Source organism: Penaeicola halotolerans (assembly GCF_016464625.1).
GTDB classification, from domain to species: Bacteria; Bacteroidota; Bacteroidia; order Cytophagales; family Cyclobacteriaceae; genus Penaeicola; species Penaeicola halotolerans.
Genome location: NZ_JAEAGO010000004.1, coordinates 221,442 through 237,887, shown reverse-complemented (window position 1 = coordinate 237,887; position 16,446 = coordinate 221,442). Strand labels below are relative to the sequence as shown.

The 16,446-nt window shown below is 41.7% G+C and carries 16 protein-coding genes; 9 read left to right on the top strand and 7 right to left on the bottom strand.

What is annotated here, in order from left to right; genetic code table 11:
- Positions 1-1,062, bottom strand: coding sequence for a sugar phosphate isomerase/epimerase family protein (locus I5349_RS11955; protein WP_226391002.1), 1,062 nt, complete (start codon positions 1,060-1,062; stop codon positions 1-3).
- Positions 1,063-1,092: 30 nt separating this feature from the next.
- Positions 1,093-2,262, bottom strand: a complete 1,170-nt coding sequence (locus tag I5349_RS11950) for a Gfo/Idh/MocA family protein (protein WP_226391001.1) — start codon at positions 2,260-2,262, stop codon at positions 1,093-1,095.
- A gap of 294 nt (positions 2,263-2,556) precedes the next feature.
- Between I5349_RS11950 and I5349_RS11945 the strand changes: the two genes are divergently transcribed.
- The 6 genes from I5349_RS11945 to I5349_RS11915 all read left to right on the top strand — a co-directional run bounded on the left by I5349_RS11945 (position 2,557) and on the right by I5349_RS11915 (position 8,562).
- Complete coding sequence (locus tag I5349_RS11945; RefSeq protein ID WP_226391000.1) at positions 2,557-3,777, top strand: MFS transporter; 1,221 nt, start codon at positions 2,557-2,559, stop codon at positions 3,775-3,777.
- On the top strand, positions 3,774-4,643 hold the full coding sequence (locus I5349_RS11935; RefSeq protein WP_262895398.1) for a hydroxypyruvate isomerase family protein: 870 nt from the start codon (positions 3,774-3,776) through the stop codon (positions 4,641-4,643). The genes I5349_RS11945 and I5349_RS11935 overlap by 4 nt, the downstream gene beginning before the upstream one ends.
- A 22-nt stretch (positions 4,644-4,665) precedes the next feature.
- On the top strand, positions 4,666-6,345 hold the full coding sequence (locus tag I5349_RS11930) for a GMC oxidoreductase (protein ID WP_226390999.1): 1,680 nt from the start codon (positions 4,666-4,668) through the stop codon (positions 6,343-6,345).
- A 10-nt stretch (positions 6,346-6,355) separates the two neighbouring features.
- Positions 6,356-6,904 (top strand): gluconate 2-dehydrogenase subunit 3 family protein, encoded by a 549-nt coding sequence (locus I5349_RS11925; RefSeq protein WP_226390998.1) that lies wholly within the window; start codon positions 6,356-6,358, stop codon positions 6,902-6,904.
- Positions 6,905-6,931: 27 nt separating this feature from the next.
- A complete protein-coding gene (locus I5349_RS11920; RefSeq protein WP_226390997.1) occupies positions 6,932-7,816 on the top strand; it encodes a sugar phosphate isomerase/epimerase family protein in 885 nt (294 codons plus the stop codon).
- 95 nt (positions 7,817-7,911) lie between these two features.
- A complete protein-coding gene (locus tag I5349_RS11915) occupies positions 7,912-8,562 on the top strand; it encodes a Crp/Fnr family transcriptional regulator (protein ID WP_226390996.1) in 651 nt (216 codons plus the stop codon).
- A gap of 76 nt (positions 8,563-8,638) precedes the next feature.
- Here I5349_RS11915 and I5349_RS11910 read toward each other — a convergent pair whose 3' ends face one another.
- From I5349_RS11910 to I5349_RS11890, 5 genes are all read right to left on the bottom strand, one after another.
- The gene (locus I5349_RS11910; protein WP_226390995.1) at positions 8,639-9,274 is read right to left on the bottom strand and encodes a hypothetical protein; all 636 of its coding nucleotides are present in this window, start codon (positions 9,272-9,274) and stop codon (positions 8,639-8,641) included.
- Between the two features lie 81 nt (positions 9,275-9,355).
- Positions 9,356-9,931, bottom strand: a complete 576-nt coding sequence (locus I5349_RS11905; protein WP_226390994.1) for a hypothetical protein — start codon at positions 9,929-9,931, stop codon at positions 9,356-9,358.
- 8 nt (positions 9,932-9,939) lie between these two features.
- Positions 9,940-11,202 carry a DUF4934 domain-containing protein gene (locus tag I5349_RS11900; RefSeq protein ID WP_226390993.1) on the bottom strand — a complete coding sequence of 421 codons (1,263 nt, stop codon included), beginning with the start codon at positions 11,200-11,202 and terminating at the stop codon, positions 9,940-9,942.
- A gap of 145 nt (positions 11,203-11,347) precedes the next feature.
- Complete coding sequence (locus tag I5349_RS11895; protein ID WP_226390992.1) at positions 11,348-12,682, bottom strand: rhodanese-like domain-containing protein; 1,335 nt, start codon at positions 12,680-12,682, stop codon at positions 11,348-11,350.
- Between the two features lie 114 nt (positions 12,683-12,796).
- The gene (locus I5349_RS11890; RefSeq protein WP_226390991.1) at positions 12,797-14,371 is read right to left on the bottom strand and encodes a calcineurin-like phosphoesterase C-terminal domain-containing protein; all 1,575 of its coding nucleotides are present in this window, start codon (positions 14,369-14,371) and stop codon (positions 12,797-12,799) included.
- Positions 14,372-14,605: 234 nt separating this feature from the next.
- On the opposite strand from I5349_RS11890, the gene I5349_RS11885 reads away from it, so the two are divergent.
- The 3 genes from I5349_RS11885 to I5349_RS11875 all read left to right on the top strand — a co-directional run bounded on the left by I5349_RS11885 (position 14,606) and on the right by I5349_RS11875 (position 16,443).
- Positions 14,606-15,412, top strand: a complete 807-nt coding sequence (locus tag I5349_RS11885) for a sulfite exporter TauE/SafE family protein (protein ID WP_226390990.1) — start codon at positions 14,606-14,608, stop codon at positions 15,410-15,412.
- Positions 15,413-15,530: 118 nt separating this feature from the next.
- Positions 15,531-15,863, top strand: coding sequence for a rhodanese-like domain-containing protein (locus I5349_RS11880; RefSeq protein ID WP_226390989.1), 333 nt, complete (start codon positions 15,531-15,533; stop codon positions 15,861-15,863).
- Positions 15,864-15,873: 10 nt separating this feature from the next.
- Positions 15,874-16,443: a YeeE/YedE family protein gene (locus I5349_RS11875; protein ID WP_226390988.1), complete on the top strand. Its 570-nt coding sequence runs from the start codon at positions 15,874-15,876 to the stop codon at positions 16,441-16,443.
- Positions 16,444-16,446 lie beyond the last annotated feature (3 nt).

Sequence of the window (16,446 nt, the reverse complement as noted above, 5' to 3'; positions counted from 1 at the left end):
TTATGATGGATTGATACCTAATATTCTTTGATTGAATTGCTTGTCTGATGCGGCTCCTGCGAAGTCATCAAAAGCCTTGTCTGTGACCGTAATGATATGATCTGCGATAAACTTAGCGCCCTCTCTAGCTCCCTGTTCTGGATGTTTGATCGCGCACTCCCACTCGAGAACCGCCCAGCCATCGAAGTCATACTGTGACAATTTACTAAAGATGCCTTTAAAATCAACTTGTCCATCTCCTAAAGAACGGAACCTGCCTGCACGGTCTATCCAGCTTTGGTAGCCTCCATAGACACCTTGTCTGCCGCTTGGGTTAAACTCTGCGTCTTTGACATGGAACATTTTGATGCGCTCATGGTAGATGTCTATGAAAGATAAGTAATCGAGGCATTGTAGTACAAAGTGACTTGGATCATAGAGGATATTTGCACGTGGGTGATTATTAACTTCCGCTAAAAATCGCTCGAAAGTCACCCCATCATGTAGATCTTCTCCTGCATGTAATTCATAGCAGAGATTTATCCCATTTTGATCAAATTCATTGAGAATAGGCATCCAACGCTTCCCCAGTTCCTCAAATCCTGTGTCAACAAGTCCAGCAGGTCGCTGAGGCCAAGGATAGACCATGTGCCACATCAGTGCTCCACTAAAAGTAGCATGGGCTTTCAAACCGAGATTGGCTGATGCTTTAGCCGCATACTTGAGTTGCTGCACTGCCCAAGCCGTCTTTGCTTTTAAGTCACCCTTGAGCGAAGCTGGCGCAAACCCGTCAAAAAGCTCATTGTACGCAGGGTGTACTGCCACGAGTTGTCCTTGTAGATGCGTAGAAAGTTCCGTGATCTCTAGACCATGTGCTGCTACCTTTCCTTTGAGTTCGTCTGCATAAGTCTCGCTTTCGGCAGCTAGCTTGAGGTCTATGAGCCTGCTTTCCCATGTGGGGATTTGCACGCCTTTGTATCCGAGACCTGCCGCCCACGCGCAAAGGTGATCTAGGCTATCGTAGGGCGCTTGATCTCCTATAAATTGTGCTAGAAAAACAGCTGGTCCTTTGATGGTTTTCATAGGTTTATCATTTATGGGTTTGAAAATTCATTAAGCTTGAACGACAAATGGTGTCCACTTCTGATCAGATTGGCTGCTCTGAAGCGCATGTTCTATGAAAGCCATGCCCCTCAGTCCATCCGTAGCACCTGGAAAATCCAGCCACTCTGGCTTTGGACTTTCTCCTTGTTGCTGTGCATAGATACTACGGGCAAAGTTTCGGTATAGGTTTGCAAAAGCCTCCAAGTATCCTTCTGGATGTCCCGCTGGCGTACGGCTATTTTCACTGGCATAGGAAGAAAGATAGCCTGTTCCAGCTCGCAAAATCTCCGCAGGCTTATCTGGCCAGCGAAGAATGAGAGAGTTTTGGTCTTCTTGCTGCCACTCAATGCCTCCCTTTTCTCCAAATATCCTGATCTTCACGTTATTTTCTGCCCCAGTGTCTACTTGCGAAGCCATCAATACTCCTGAGGCGCCATTGTCAAACTTGAGCAAGACTGATCCCGCATCGTCCAACTGTCGGCCAGCTACTACAATGTCTAAGTCTGCACATATCTTGGCTACCTGAAGACCTGATACATATTCAGCCAGATTGAAAGCATGTGTACCGATATCTCCAAAGCAACCTGATTTACCACTTTTTTGAGGATCTGTTCGCCAAGCCGCTTGCTTGTTTCCAGAGGTCTCCAAGAGTTCATAGAGCCAGCCTTGTGGGTATTCTACATACACTCTGCGTACCGCACCGATCAGTCCTGAGGCAATCATCTGCTTGGCTTGCTTCACCATAGGATAGCCCGTATAAGTATGTGTCAAGCAGAAAAATTGCTTACTTGCATTGACAGCTCGATAAAGTTTTTGCGCCTGCTCATAAGTGAGCGTAAATGGCTTATCCAATACTACATGAAAGCCAGCATCTAGTGCCTTGACCGCTGGGTCAAAGTGCATGTGGTTAGGTGTGACGATACTGACGATATCTATGCGCTCTGCTTCAGGTAAGGCTTGCTCTTTAGCATACATCTCCTCATAAGAAGTATAGACTCTGGTGGGATCCAACATGAGCTCTTCGCCTGTAGCACGAGATTTCTCTGGATCACTACTAAATGTCCCCGCTACCAGTTCTATCAACCCATCCATATTGGCTGCTATGCGGTGTACCGCTCCTATAAAAGAGCCGGGGCCACCTCCTACCATACCCATCTTCAACTTCTTCCTTTGTGTCATTTTGATTGAAAAGCTATAGGTTTGAAAATTTATATTTTGATTTATAGTATTTTGAAATTAGCTTATGTGTCAATTGTGACTAAAAGCCCTCTATAAATTTTATCGCTCCTTAAATTAAGTAAAAACAGCGAACTACAATAATGGAGAATAAATAGATGGAGCAGGAGTCACTTATGTAAGCATATCACCGCTGATCAATCTGTCACAAAATCTAGCGAGATAAGCCTGTAGATTAATCGAAGGAAAAGTGAAAACTTGACCTTTCAAACCACAATAAACCTAAAAACCACTTCTATGAATCTTGGAACCAAAGCCAAGCTGTCTTTTATGATGTTTCTCGAGTTTTTTACTTGGGGAGCATGGTTTGTCACCTTAGGCACCTTCCTCGGGAGCAATCTCCAAGCATCAGGCACGCAAATAGCGGCTGCCTTTTCTACCCAATCATTTGGTGCGATCATCGCCCCCTTCATCATCGGACTTATTGCGGATCGCTATTTCAATGCTGAACGAATTTTAGGCGTCTTGCATCTACTCGGTGCGGCACTGATGTACTTGATGTATCAGTCCACTGACTTCAGTGGCTTCTATCCATACGTTTTTGCTTATATGGTGCTTTTCATGCCTACTTTGGCGCTGGTCAATTCTGTTTCCTTCAACCAAATGCGTAATCCAGAGAAAGAATTTTCTGCGATCCGAATCTGGGGCACCATCGGGTGGATTGCGGCAGGACTTAGTATCAGTTACCTTTTCACATGGGATGCTAGTGAAAACATCGCTTCGGGCATGTTGAAAAACACCTTCATGATGGCTGCCATTTCTTCTTTGATCTTGGGAGTCTTTAGTTTCACACTGCCTGCTACACCACCTAAAGCTGTCAAAGGGGAAAAGGTCTCCATCTCGGCATTGCTGGGACTAGATGCACTCAAACTGCTTAAAGACCGCAATTACTTGATCTTCTTTTTATCATCCATACTCATCTGTATTCCATTGGCTTTTTATTATCAGATCGCCAATCCATTTCTAGCTGACATCGGAGTGGCTGATCCTACAGGAAAGATGACCATTGGACAGGTTTCTGAGGTACTGTTCTTATTACTTTTACCTATTTTCTTTACTCGTTTCGGTTTCAAAAAGACCATCCTTGTCGGCATGATCGCATGGGCACTTCGCTATGTACTGTTTGCTTATGGCAATGCTGATAGTGGCCTGTGGATGTTGATCGTGGGTATAGCGCTTCACGGGATTTGCTATGATTTCTTTTTTGTCTCAGGACAAATCTACACGGATGCCAAAGCTGGACCTAAGTTCAAATCAGCTGCGCAAGGTCTGATCACTTTGGCTACTTACGGAGTCGGTATGCTGATAGGTTTTGCCGTAGCAGGTAAAGTACAAGATGCCTATGCAGGTGACTGGCAAATGATCTGGCTCATCCCGGCAGGTATCGCAGCTGTAGTCGTGGTATTGTTCATCATATTTTTTAGAGAGGAAAAAACTAAATCTGCCACTGAACTATGAATCCTATCAATAGAAGAACAAGCCTAAAAAAAATGGTAGCCACTGGACTAGCGGCTTCTGCCTTGCCTTTTGCAACAGCTGCTCATACAAAGGAAAATACGCTCAAAGGAAACGTCAACCACTCGGTCTGTGCTTGGACTTATGGACATTTATCTTTAGCACAACTTTGTGATTTGGTCAAATCTCTTGGCTTTGCTGCAATTGACTTGGTAGGTCCTGCTGAATGGCCGATCCTCCAAGCTGCAAGAGTACACTGCTCCATGTGCAATGGCGCAGAGATAGATTTGGTCAGAGGGTTCAATGATCCACAGTATCATGAGCAACTCATCAAAAATTATACAGAGATCATCCCACTTGTAGCCAAAGCAGGCTATCAAAACTTGATCTGCTTTAGTGGCAATCGCAACGGCATGGATGAGGCGACTGGCTTAAAAAATAGCGTAAAAGGTCTGCAAAAACTCCTTCCACTAGCCGAAAAGCATGGAGTTATTCTACAAATGGAGCTTTTCAATAGCAAAGTCAATCATCCAGACTATATGGCGGACAGCTCTGCTTGGGGCATCGAGCTTTGTAAAATGCTAGGCAGCGAAAACTTCAAGCTTCTCTATGACATCTATCACATGCAGATACAAGAGGGCGACCTTATCCGCACGATCCAAGAAAATCACCAGTACTTTGGTCACTATCACACTGCTGGAAATCCTGGCAGAAATGAAATCGATGAAAGTCAAGAAATCTATTATCCAGCTGTAGTCAAAGCCATTGTAGATACAGGGTATCAAGGCTACATCGCTCAGGAGTTTATCCCAACGGGTACTGACAAAGTCGCTGCCCTCAAAAAAGCAATTCAAATTTGTGACATTTAATAGCAATACATCAACATAAGCCATGGCAAATCAAACGTATGACGCAATCGTAGTAGGATCTGGTATCAGCGGAGGCTGGGCAGCTAAAGAACTTACTGAAAAAGGCCTCAAAGTCCTCTTGCTAGAGAGAGGTCAAAATGTAGAACACATCAAAGACTACAAGACCGCTACATTAGCACCTTGGGAAATTCCCCATAGAGGAAGAAGGACTGTGGAGATGATCGAAAACCATCCCAACCTCAAGCGCGACTATGTGCTCAATGAACTTAATCTCAATTGGTGGGCGCATGAGAAAGAAAATCCCTATGTAGAAAACAAGCCTTTTACTTGGTTTAGAGGCTATCAAGTCGGTGGTCGCTCACTTCTTTGGGGTAGACAAAGCTATCGCTTAGCAGATATCGACTTCGAAGCCAATCTGAAAGAAGGTATTGCAGTAGACTGGCCTATCCGCTACAAAGACCTAGCACCTTGGTATAGCTATGTGGAGCGATTTGCTGGTATTTCAGGCTCTAAGGAAAACATCCCACATCTGCCTGATGGCGAGTTTCAAAAGCCAATGGATATGAACTGTGTCGAAAAAGATGTAGCTGCTAGGATCAAAAAGCACTATGGTGGAGATAGACATATGATCATCGGTCGTGTAGCCAACATCACAGAACCTTTACAAAACCGTGTCAACTGCCAGTATAGAAACAAGTGTTGGCTAGGTTGTCCATTTGGTGGCTACTTTAGTACACAGTCTTCCACCCTGCCTGCAGCCATGGCAACAGGAAACTTGACGCTGAGACCTTTTTCTATCGTCTCCAGACTGATCTATGACAAAGACACCAAAAAAGCTACAGGAGTAGAGGTGATCGATGCAGAGACTAATGAAGTCTTGACTTACAATGCCAAAATCATCTTCCTCTGTGCTTCTACATTTAACTCTACGGCTATCCTCATGCGCTCTGCCACAGACATCTGGCCTGAGGGACTAGGTAGTAGTTCGGGAGAGCTCGGACACAATGTGATGGATCACCACTTTAGACTTGGTGCTAGCGGGCAAGTAGAAGGCTATGATGACAAATACTATTATGGCAGAAGGCCAAATGGTATTTACATCCCAAGATTTAGAAATCTCAATGGCGAAAAAAGAGACTATCTCCGAGGATTTGGCTATCAGGGAGGCGCTAGCCGAAGTGGCTGGAGTCGCAATGTCGCTGAGCTAGCCTATGGCGAAGATCTCAAGGAAGCTTTGAGCGAGCCAGGACCATGGAGCATGGGAATCACTGCTTTTGGTGAAATCCTCCCTGATCATGACAATACCATCAAGCTGAGCAAAACCGTCACTGATAAGTGGGGATTGGCTGCGCTTGAGATGAATGCTGAGATCAAGCAAAATGAAATCAATATGCGTAAGGATATGATGAATGATGCGGCAGAAATGCTCGAAGCAGCAGGATTGAAGAATGTAAATACTTATGACAGTGGCTACACTTTTGGGCAGGGAATCCATGAGATGGGTACTGCACGCATGGGTAGAGATCCGAAGACCTCAGTCCTGAATGGTAATAACCAAGTCTGGGATGCTAAAAATGTATTCGTTACAGATGGCGCATGTATGACTTCCTCTGCTGCTCAAAATCCATCATTGACCTATATGGCACTGACTGCCCGAGCAGCGAGTTTTGCTGTAGAAGAATTGAAAAAAGGAAACCTTTAAGCTTAGAGACATGGAAATCAACAGAAGAGAAGCCCTCAAAAGTTTTTTACTCATCATGGGAGGTACCATGGTGGGCGCGCAAGCGATCCTCACTGGCTGTTCGCCTAAAGAGCAAATCGCAGACTTGACATTTTCCCCAGAGACTATCAGTCTACTCGATGAGCTTGGAGAAGCCATCATCCCAACTACCAGTACCCCTGGTGCTAAAGCAGCAGGTATAGGCGAGTTTATGCGCATGATGGTCACAGACACCTATGAAAAAGAGAACCAAGAAGTCTTTATAAAAGGAATACAGAGACTTCAAGAGCAGTTTCAATCTGAACATAGTAAAGCCATCACAGCTGCTGAAACCAAGGAAATCACTGCATTTCTCAATGCTCAGAGGAGTAGTGCTGAGGGAGACGATGCTAGGATTTTTGGCATGCTCAAGGATCTGACGGTTCTAGGATACTTCACCTCAGAAGTAGGTGCTACGCAGCAGTTGAGATATGTGGAAGTTCCTGGCAAGTATGATGGCTGCTTAGATTATAAAAAAGGGGATCGCGTATTTGCTATTTGATCCTAAAAACCTATCAAACCTATTATCATGAAAAACAGGAGAAAATTCCTCCAACAAAGTGCTTTATTAGGAGCCGCTGCTATGCTGCCGCTACAGTTTTGTAGTCCAAAGCAGGGTGATGAATCTACTAATACTGCTGCGAAGCCTCTATTGGATAAGTTTGGCATACAACTCTTTACCGTCAAAGAAGAGATGCTCGAAGATCCTGCTGGCACACTCAAAGCACTGGCTAGCTATGGCTATCAGCAAATAGAAAGCTGCGATCAAGGCAAGACTATCTTTTGGGGAATGAAGCATACAGAATTTAAGCAAGTGGCCGATGACCTTGGTCTAGAAATCGTCTCTACCCATGCAGATGTATTTGCCAATCTAGAAGCGCAAGCTGAACAAGCGGCTGAGATAGGCATCCAATATATGATCTGTCCATGGCTCGGACCTCAAGCCTCCATGGATGATTTCAAGCGATATGCAGATGAGTTTAACCGAATTGGTAAGATTTGTCAGTCATTTGGAATACAGTTTGGCTATCACAATCATGACTATTCCTTCCTCGAGCTTGATGGGCAAATCCCACAAGACTACCTCATGGAAAATACAGATCCAGCACTAGTGACCTATGAGCTTGATATGTACTGGGTGCATGTAGCAGGTAAAGACCCTATCAGTTATCTAGAAAAATATGGTGATCGCTTCAAGCTCTCTCATATCAAAGACTTTGATGATAAAATCCCTAAAACAGCTGAAAATGCCTCCACGCTACTCGGTAGAGGGGTAATGGACTACAGCCAACTCATCCAAAAAGCTACAGCTACTGGGATGAAATACTTCATGGTAGAGCAAGAACGATTTGATGGCACTAGTCCAATAGAAGCTGCTCAGCTGAATGCTAGTTATTTAAAAGCACTGTCTTGATCATTTGTAACCAAAGTCACATAAGCGATTGAGCAATGCTTTAACTTTGAACAAAGTGACATATATCACCTGTTAAATGATCAAAAGATTTATAAATGGAAAAGACAGAACTCTCTCAAATTCTCAAAGCAAATTTCAAGCATTTAGAAAATGATCTTAGAGATGAGATCGTACAATTTGGAAAGCTTGAAAGTATCCCTGCAGGAGATCTTTTGATGGATATGGGTTCTCCGATTACTTATGTACCCTTGATCTTTGAAGGCAATATCAAAGTGACGCGAGAAGATGAAGAGGGAAATGAGATATTTCTTTACTACTTGGAGTCGGGCGATAGTTGTGCGCTTTCTCTGATCTGTTCAGGTCGTGAGCGTATCTCCCGTATCAGGGCAGTCGCTACAGAAGATGTCGTAGCGATCATGATACCAATCGCTAAGATGGATGAGTGGATGGTGAAGTATAAGACCTGGTATTACTTTGTCTTGGAGACTTATCAATATAGGCTCGAAGAACTGCTTCGTACGATTGATAGCATAGCCTTCAAGAAAATGGACGACCGTATCGTAGAGTATCTTCGCAAAACCAGCGAGACACAAAACTCTCTGACACTACATGCCACGCACCAATCCATTGCGCAAGAGCTTAACTCATCCCGAGAGGTGATCAGTCGCCTGCTTAAAAAACTTGAACAAAAAGGCATGATCAAACTTGGTCGCAATCAAATAGAGATCATCGATTTGTTTTTATAACCTTTAGAAAGAGGCTGTCTCAAAAGTCTCGATAAATGAAGAAGGCTTCCCTAAGGGTCGCCTCCTTTTTTTGTGATTATCTTTTATATGCTTTCAGAGCTTGAAGTATAGCATATTCAGTATTGTTTCGTAATCTAAACCCTGAATCATCTATTCTATAAAAAGTTGGAATTGCTGTGTATTCTATAGGGATATTCTCATCATTACTCATAAACCAATGCCCTCTTATTGAAAGAGAATCAGCTGCTTCTCGAAGAACTACATCTCCACTATTTGTTTGATAAGCTGAGCTAAACTCCCCAATTTTAGAGTTATAGTCAAACGCTACAAATGCATTACCCATCCATAACTGACTAGATGCTTGATCTTCAGGAGTTAAAATAGAGTATTGCCCTAACTCAAGTGAGTCTTCTCGATAAAAAAGCTCCATATAAACAATGGAAATACTATCAGGAACCTCTTCATCAGTTTCAAAATCCAAAGGCTTATTAGTAATGAATATATCAGAATTATAAGCACCACTTAAGGCTCCATAGTCAATAATGTACATATGATTGAAAGGAAAAGACTGCCCTTCTAACGCAAATACATCAGATAATTCTATTAAACCTACGGGCGTTACATCCAAAAGCTCTTCTTCATCATCATCTTTACATGAAAAAATCAAAGCTGAAGTAAGCGCTAGTATAAAATAAAAGTAATATTTTTTCATATCATTAAAATTAATATTTAGTTACTAATATAACACTAAATATTAATTAATATTAGAATATTATAAATAATTACTAAAACTTCACTCAAAATATTCAGCTACTTCATCTACCAAGGCATTCACGGCAGCGCTAATAGGACTATAAGCTATCATTCTTTTACCTGGATCTACTGACCGATATTTAGTAATCGCATCCGCATTTAAATATTTGTTCTTTAGTACAAAAATATGCTTGATGGTATACTTTCCACTGGAAGGCACTAAAGCAAAATGAAAAGCGAAAGGAGTATCAAAATCATATTCGCTCAACTCAGGTATTGAAAATATATCATTTTTCAATTCATACTCTTGCTTAAAAGATATCTCCGCTTGCTGATCATCGAAATTAGAAACCAAAATCAAACTGGGCTGCTCTTTTAAAATCTCAACAATGCGCTTTTGTACGCGATTAGAAGTTTCATTTTGATCCCAAAGTATGTATGTCATCCCCTGATCGTATTTGGGAAATTCATTTACTTTATGATATACATCGTCTAGATACCAATTAGCGATTTCATTGAAATATCGCTCCTCGCTATTTGTATCAATGTAACAGCCCGAAAGTAAAATTGGGAGTATAAACCCTACTAAAAAGATAATTCTTATACGTTCAAACATAGATTGGTCTATTTAATTTTTAATTTGATTATCAGTGGATTACTGTCCTCATCTAACGAGGTCATGATCTCATAAATTTCAGGATATTCCCTCTTTACTAATTCCGATACATACTCTCCATCTATTTTTGTTGACCAATTGTCTTTGATTTCTTTGTAAGCAGCTGGATCTACTATGGAATAAGCACTGCCATTTATCGCGTATTGTATTTCCAACCAATTATAACCTTTATACTCAAAAGGATAATTATCAAACTTTTTGAAAAGCTGAACCTCATTTGCTCGAGTGTTCAAAAGACCATTGTGAACCAAAAAGCTTTTTAAATTCTCATCAAATCTATTATAAGAAAAGAGAATGTTATCTCCTAAAACTTGGATATCGTCCATTGACTTATCATATATACCCCTGTTCTTGAGAGACTTCTTCAACTCATCCGAACTGGTGAAATCATCATAGTTAGGCCTTTCCACTTTATCATACACCATACTGTATTTAGCATATAGCGTATCATGGCTATAATGATATACCGTATCATTAAACTGTTGTACGAAATAAAAAGACTCAGACTTTTCTTTAGTGAATATTCGCTTAGGTAAATGACTGTTTACAAAATCAATCGACTCAAAAGGCAATGCTCTTTTCTCTATCTCATTTTGCCTATTGATACGTAAGATCTTATATGCCAAGTCTTCATGATAAAAATTTAAAGGATAGAAAATATAAGCTCCACCACTTACTAAAAAACCGTGACCAAAAGTCTGTACCTCATCTCTTTCTATGACTTTACCACTTTCTAAGCTATATCTTAAAACTTGCAGACCAGCGCCATCCCAAAGACACATGACACTATCCTGCTCATCGATATCAAATGCACTTACTCTTCTGTACTCATTTGGACCTTCCCCTTTGTTTTCAGTCGACCAAAGGTGCTCTCCGCCCGCACCAAAGCAATGTACTTTCTCACTGATGCGATCATGAAAGAAGTACTTTTCATCGAAGTAAACTAAGTTTCGAACTTCCCCTATAAGCACCTGATCATCTAAATAAATGACCTTTTCTACTTCAAAATAATCTTCAAATGGAAGTGCATCAATTGGCGTACTTGATAAATTAAAAGTGATCATCTGATCTTTAATATAGACCAATTCACTACTATCTCTGAGACTCGCTCGTTTTGAAGGATCTACAGCGACACTTTCTTTACTTTGTCCACAGCTTAGAAGGCTGGAAACATAAGTTGAAATCAAAAAATATTTAAAGGATTCCCTCATCAGATTTATATGAAACTAAATATATCGGCTTATTTATATTTTAAACATAAATAATTTTATCTAATAAATGAACCTAAAAAAATCAATAGCAACAAAAAAAGCCATCATATCACTATGATGGCTTTCATGTTTAATCCCAAGTCCCTTATTTATCAAACTCTTTGATCGCTTCGCTAAGGTCAAACACCTTCGTATCCGCTAGCTTAGCCGCTACGATACTTCGACCTGCCGCAGATCTGTAGCCTCCTGCACAGTGTATGATCACTGGCTTATCTTGCGGTATTTCATTGGCTCTTTCTCTCAACTCATGGAGTGGGATATTTAAGCTATTGGCAAAGATCGGATGCGACTTTCTCTCATCTACACTTCTGATATCTACGATCGTATAGCGCTCTTGATTCTTAGCAAAATCTGCCACATCTGTAGCTAGACCTTTTGCTGTCATGCCTGTAGGATTGACTACTGCACCAGCAATATTAAGCTCATAACCGATCTTGGTCGTCTTGAGGATCACGCGCTCTAGTTCCGCTTCATTATCCGATATGAGGTAGTATTTTTCCTCTGGGCCTACGATAGATCCTAACCATGTCTCAAATTTACCACCGTCCATGATATTGATCGCACCTGGGATATGACCTGCTACAAAAGCTGTCTGCTTACGCACATCGATCACCACTGCCCCAGCTGGGATGCTTGTTCCTTTCTCGATTTTCACCGCTTTAAGAGATGTATCGAAATGTGGTGCCCCTTGTTTGTTGAGAGCTACATCATAGCCAAAGTATTTAGGGATATAAGGCTGTCCTTCGAGAAGTGCATTGACAAATGTCTGTTCATCCAAGTTACCAAATGCCCAGTTGACCATGCGTTGCTCACCGATCGTACTCTGACGCTCATCACTGAGGTTTTTACCACAAAGTGATCCAGCACCATGAGCAGGATAGACGATGATATGATCTGCTAGTGGCTTCAATTTATTTTGTACTGTATGGTACATCATCTTGGCTAAGTCTGCTCGCTGTGCCTTAAGGTTACCAGCTTTTTCTCTCAAGTCTGGTCTACCTACATCTCCTATAAAGAGTGTATCTCCAGAGAAAAGCGCGTGTTCTCTGCCATTTTCATCGATCAAAAGGATACTGATACTATCTGGTGAGTGACCTGGTGTATGAAGTGATTTGAACTTCACTGCACCCATCTCGACCATATCTCCCTCATCAAATCCTTGATGTGGATAATCTGCACCCACTAGTTTGCTCACATAGATAGTAGCATTACGTTTTTGATGAAGTTCAAAGTGTGAACTCACAAAGTCCGCATGTGGGTGTGTCTCAAATACAGCCACGATATCTGACTTACGCTCAGTAGCAAAATCAATATAAGGTTGAGGATCTCTTCCTGGATCTACTAAAGCTACTTTACCTTCGCTGTATATCGCATAACTAGCGTGTGCTAGTCCTTCATCATAGAATTGTTTGATTTCCATATGTTTGTTTGTTTTAATACCTCAAAGTACGGGAACAAACAAAAAAAGGATAGTGATGAAAGTCACAAACGAGCCTGACTCCCTTCACTATCCCGCTTTAAGGCTATTTAAAACCTATTTCACTGCTTTTATTTCATAGCTAGATATGCCAGTATATCGCTTGCCAAACATGTCAATGGCTTCAATCTCTATCGTATGTTGACCTTCAGAGAGGTTGTTTGGCACATTGGCTCTCCAGAGGTGCTTGCTCCGCTGTGGATTAGAAGGTCTTTTACCATCGATTAGTTCCTCAGTAGTATCCCATTCAAACATCTCCAAGAGATAGATCGGGTCATAATCCTCCATATAGCGCATGTCTTGCCACTCGCCTCCATCTATGCGATATCGCAGCGTTGACTTTTCATTTCCTATAAAGAAATTGACGAAAATACCCGCGGTAGTTCTTTTGTCTTTTTCAACCACTTTAGGTGCAAAGATCTCCATTTGATACTCAGGAGACTGATCTACTACTTTGTAGCGCAACTCATACTGATTGCCATTGAAATCTATGTAGGCATAGCCTTTAGGCGTGCCGTCTCTCATCCTTGATACAGGAATGCCTTTCTCATTATTTTTACCTTTATACCAGTCACCTGAAGTAGTGCCTACATTATAGTGATGGTGAGGCTCTCGCTGCTGCCAACCAGCCTCTTCATAGAAGAAGTCATGTCGCTGCAAGTGGGTATGTGCAGAAAGTGAAAGCGTATGAGGAAAGTCCTTCAATATATCAAAGAGCGCTTCACGGTCACTATCTCTAAAAGTATCTCCAAATCCCTCATCAAATAGTGGAATGTGAAAAGCCAGTACGATCAAATGATCCTTTGGGACAAGTGCCAAATCATTTTTAATAAAGGCTAATTGATCCTCTCTAAATCCAGCCCAGTAGCCCATGCGACCCCTTGGATCAGGATAAAGGATATCATCTAAAACGATAAAATGGACTTTGCCATAGTTAAAGGCATAGTTAGAAGGACCAAAGTGTGCTTCAAAGGTCTCGTCTGCATAGATGTCTTCCTCCACATCATAGTTTTGATCGTGGTTACCCATGACATTGTACCAAGGCACTCCTATTTTGGCGATTACATTTTGGTAAGGCTTTAGCAATGTCAAATCATCTCCTACTAGGTCTCCAAGCGACATCCCAAACTTTACATTTTGCACTCCTATCACTTCATTAACTACACCTTTTTCAAAAAACTCTACCTCCATCAAGCTGTAAGGCTGAGGATCTCCAAACACCAAAGCTGTAAAATTCATGTCTTCTTGAACTGGCGTCAAGGCAAAATTAAGCTCCTTAGGCAAATCTCCTGTAGGCGCTACTCCTTTATAATACAGTTCTGGCGAGCCTGCTGGCTTGTGGATGTAATAAAACTGCGGTAGGTTCAAGTCATTCTTAGGTAATTCATAGCCTGAAGGCTTGATCACTGCAATGATCTGATCATCTTTGATGGGTAATGTATATCGACCACTTGCATCAGTTTGCACGACATCGATCCCATTTGTCACAGAGACTTTAGCTACGCCTTTTTCTCTGCGCTCTTTCTTGAAGTTGCCATTGAGATCCTCATAGACATAGCCTGTGACAGTCATTTGTGCCCAGCTAGTTCCCACACAGCAAAGCATGAGTATGGATAAATAAAAATTTTTCATATATATATAATTAAATGGTTGGCTGAAATTAACGCGAATGACCTCCCTATTGGGAAAGAAATCGTTAAGTTTTTATTAAGCTTAACCTGCTTCATCGAGTATTTTAAAACACGGATTTTGTCCGTCTATATGAAATCCACTGATAATCCTTGTGTCTTTTTGTTTTGATTGTAACTTCCGTCACAGACTAGCCGAGATCGCCCAGCTACTTTTGTAAAAAAACTAAAACAAGCAATGGACATATTTATCATTTTAGGCTTTCTAGCAGCGATAGTGATCGGGATCTCACTGGGTTTGATCGGTGGTGGGGGTAGTATTCTCACCGTACCCGCGCTCGTCTACCTTTTGGGTGTAAGCCCCGTTCTCGCTACTGCCTACTCACTCTTTATCGTTGGACTTAGCAGTCTATTTGGTGCGTACAATTTCCATCGTAAAGGTCTTGTGGATCTCAAGACCGCTTTGATTTTTGGCATTCCTTCGATCTTAGCCGTTTATGGGACGAGAAAATTCATCGTGCCCGCTATCCCAGAAGTTATTTGGTCTTTTAGCTCATTTGATCTGACCAAGGGAGTCTTACTCATGGTGCTATTTGCCATATTAATGATCGTGGCATCCTTCTCGATGATCAAAAAGGAAAAAAAGCAAACACAAGCAGCACCTGATGCACCCCAAAAATTCAACTATCCTGCTATCCTAGCAGAGGGGCTAGTCGTGGGTATTTTGACGGGTCTGGTTGGTGCTGGAGGTGGATTCTTGATCATACCAGCCTTAGTAGTTTTCTCCAAACTCCCCATGAAAATGGCCGTGGGCACATCGCTATTGATCATTGCTGCTAAATCTCTATTGGGCTTTTTAGGTGATATTAGTAATTATGAGCTTGACTGGACTTTTCTAGGAATTTTCTCAGGATTGGCCATTGTGGGTATCTTCATTGGAGGCTGGTTATCTACTAAAATTTCTGGAGATAAGTTGAAGCCTGCATTTGGCTGGTTTGTCTTAGTTATGGGTATTTATATCCTACTCAAAGAAACTTTACTCTAAGTTCCGCAAGCCTTGCCAGTGACTTTTGTCACGGAGAATTACTTTCAATCAACTTAATTTTGACCTATCAATTCGCCTGAACTTTTGCGAAGAAAAAATCATTCAAAACACGAACAATATGTTTAATCTATTTCAAGCTAAAAAATATCAAGACATCAGTGAGGGAGAGTTTTCCGAACTAATGAAAGCTCAAGACACGGTCGTTCTTGATGTGAGAACAAAAGAAGAATTTCAAGCTAGTCATCTAGCCGAAGCACAAAATATTGATTTTCTAGATCCGATGAAATTCAATCATGATGTTGATCTTCTAGACAAAAATAAAACCTATCTAATCTACTGTAGAAGTGGTGCTAGAAGTGCCAGCGCTTGTTCAGTGATGGCAAACAAGGAATTTAGTAAATTGTATAACCTCCGTGGTGGCATTATGAGCTGGACGGGTGAACTCGTATAAATCAAATATTATGAATATCATAGAAATCATCAGTCAACCTTGGCCTTGGTATGTATCAGGCGCGATGATCGCCTTGATCATGGGTATATTACTTTATTACGGTAAGTCATTTGGCTTCTCCTCAAATCTGCGCACACTCTGTGCCGCTTGCGGTGCAGGTAAAAAAGCTTCCTTTTTTGACTTTGATTGGAAGGCTCAAAAGTGGAATTTACTCTTTGCTTTAGGAGCACTCATCGGAGGCTTCCTGTCAGAGCAGTTTCTCAAGTCACCAGAGCCAGTAGCACTTTCAGCTGCTACTGTAGCTGATTTGGCGGCACTTGGCATCATGCAAGATGGAGAGTTAGTCCCTACGAGTCTTTTCAACTGGGAAGTGCTTTTCTCACTCAAAGGCTTCATTCTATTCGTAGTAGGAGGTTTTGCAGTAGGATTTGGCTCTAGATACGCAGGAGGCTGTACATCAGGTCATGCGATCAGTGGATTGTCTAACCTACAGTTGCCTTCACTTATCGCAGTGGTAGGTTTCTTTATCGGTGGACTCATCATGACGCACCTTTTGTATCCATTGATTTTCCAACTTTAATCG

Coding starts and splice junctions, on each gene's coding strand:
- I5349_RS11955 (WP_226391002.1), bottom strand. CDS start 1,062: ATGAAAACCATCAAAGGACCAGCTGTTTTTCTAGCACAATTTATAGGA.
- I5349_RS11950 (WP_226391001.1), bottom strand. CDS start 2,262: ATGACACAAAGGAAGAAGTTGAAGATGGGTATGGTAGGAGGTGGCCCC.
- I5349_RS11945 (WP_226391000.1), top strand. CDS start 2,557: ATGAATCTTGGAACCAAAGCCAAGCTGTCTTTTATGATGTTTCTCGAG.
- I5349_RS11935 (WP_262895398.1), top strand. CDS start 3,774: ATGAATCCTATCAATAGAAGAACAAGCCTAAAAAAAATGGTAGCCACT.
- I5349_RS11930 (WP_226390999.1), top strand. CDS start 4,666: ATGGCAAATCAAACGTATGACGCAATCGTAGTAGGATCTGGTATCAGC.
- I5349_RS11925 (WP_226390998.1), top strand. CDS start 6,356: ATGGAAATCAACAGAAGAGAAGCCCTCAAAAGTTTTTTACTCATCATG.
- I5349_RS11920 (WP_226390997.1), top strand. CDS start 6,932: ATGAAAAACAGGAGAAAATTCCTCCAACAAAGTGCTTTATTAGGAGCC.
- I5349_RS11915 (WP_226390996.1), top strand. CDS start 7,912: ATGGAAAAGACAGAACTCTCTCAAATTCTCAAAGCAAATTTCAAGCAT.
- I5349_RS11910 (WP_226390995.1), bottom strand. CDS start 9,274: ATGAAAAAATATTACTTTTATTTTATACTAGCGCTTACTTCAGCTTTG.
- I5349_RS11905 (WP_226390994.1), bottom strand. CDS start 9,931: ATGTTTGAACGTATAAGAATTATCTTTTTAGTAGGGTTTATACTCCCA.
- I5349_RS11900 (WP_226390993.1), bottom strand. CDS start 11,202: ATGAGGGAATCCTTTAAATATTTTTTGATTTCAACTTATGTTTCCAGC.
- I5349_RS11895 (WP_226390992.1), bottom strand. CDS start 12,682: ATGGAAATCAAACAATTCTATGATGAAGGACTAGCACACGCTAGTTAT.
- I5349_RS11890 (WP_226390991.1), bottom strand. CDS start 14,371: ATGAAAAATTTTTATTTATCCATACTCATGCTTTGCTGTGTGGGAACT.
- I5349_RS11885 (WP_226390990.1), top strand. CDS start 14,606: ATGGACATATTTATCATTTTAGGCTTTCTAGCAGCGATAGTGATCGGG.
- I5349_RS11880 (WP_226390989.1), top strand. CDS start 15,531: ATGTTTAATCTATTTCAAGCTAAAAAATATCAAGACATCAGTGAGGGA.
- I5349_RS11875 (WP_226390988.1), top strand. CDS start 15,874: ATGAATATCATAGAAATCATCAGTCAACCTTGGCCTTGGTATGTATCA.